The sequence below is a fragment of the Flectobacillus sp. genome, assembly GCF_049240685.1.
Lineage (GTDB): Bacteria > Bacteroidota > Bacteroidia > Cytophagales > Spirosomataceae > Flectobacillus.
In genome coordinates this window covers 1-1,116 of record NZ_JBMLSD010000237.1, presented here as the reverse complement: position 1 = coordinate 1,116, position 1,116 = coordinate 1, and the positions used below count along the sequence as shown (strand labels likewise).

Here is a 1,116-nt window from a genome sequence, read left to right as displayed (position 1 = left end):
CAATAGCGTCCTAAACGATTAAAAAAGAGAGAAAGTTATTTGTAACTCAAATTAGCTTTGAGGTTGCACAACAAACAAAACTTTCTCTCATGTCAAAAATAACTTTGTTTGCCCAGATTATAGGTAAACTAGATAGTAGAACGTTTAAAAAAGTAACTGAAAAGCATCAAGGCGATAAGCACCAAAAAGGGTATAACAGCTGGACACACCTTGTATCGATGCTTTTTTGTCAATTTGCCAAAAGTCAATCGGTACGCGATATCAGTAATGGTCTACGCTCAGCAACGGGCAATCTGAATCATCTTGGCGTTACCAAAGCGCCGTCCAAGTCTAGTATCAGTTATCAGAACAAACATCGAAGCTATGAGATCTTTAGAGACTACTATTTTGAGTTACTCAAAAGTTTAGGACAGCAAGCGGGTTTTAAACAAGTGAAGTTCAAAATCAAGAGTAAAATATTCCTGCTCGATAGCACAACCATCAGCTTGTGTCTATCCTTGTTTGATTGGGCAAAATACAAAACGGCCAAGGGAGCTGTTAAGATGCATACGCTGCTTGACTTTGATGGTAATTTACCTGCCTACGTAAACATATCCAATGGCAAAACAGCCGATAATAAAGGAGCTTACGACATTCCACTACACAAAGGGAGTGTAATCGTTGCAGACCGCTTTTACAACGATTTTCACCTGTTAAACGTTTGGGACAGCAAACGTGTATTCTTTGTGGTGAGGCACAAAGACAATATCCAATACACCGTTATAAAGGAAAACGAACTACCTGAAAACAAGCACCCACACCTATTGAAGGATGAAATCATTGAACTTAAAAACGAAGGATCAAGAAGTAAGTATCCTAAACAATTACGCAGGATAGCCATTTGGGATGATAAAAACCAACAGGTTGTAGAACTAATCACCAACCAATTTCATTGGGTTGCCAACACCATTGGTGAACTTTACAAAAGCCGCTGGCAGATAGAAATATTCTTCCGAGAAATAAAACAACTCTTACACATCAAGACGTTTATAGGTACAAGTGAAAACGCTGTTTTGATACAAATATGGACGGCCTTAATTACAATACTTGTATTAAAAGCGCTAAAGGCAATGGCTA

At 38.3% G+C, this 1,116-nt stretch carries 1 protein-coding gene; it reads left to right on the top strand.

The features are described from left to right. Positions 1 to 89 precede the first annotated feature (89 nt). Positions 90 to 1,116: IS4 family transposase (locus ACOVQ4_RS10940; RefSeq protein WP_421820682.1), on the top strand; the 1,027-nt coding region annotated here is incomplete at its 3' end.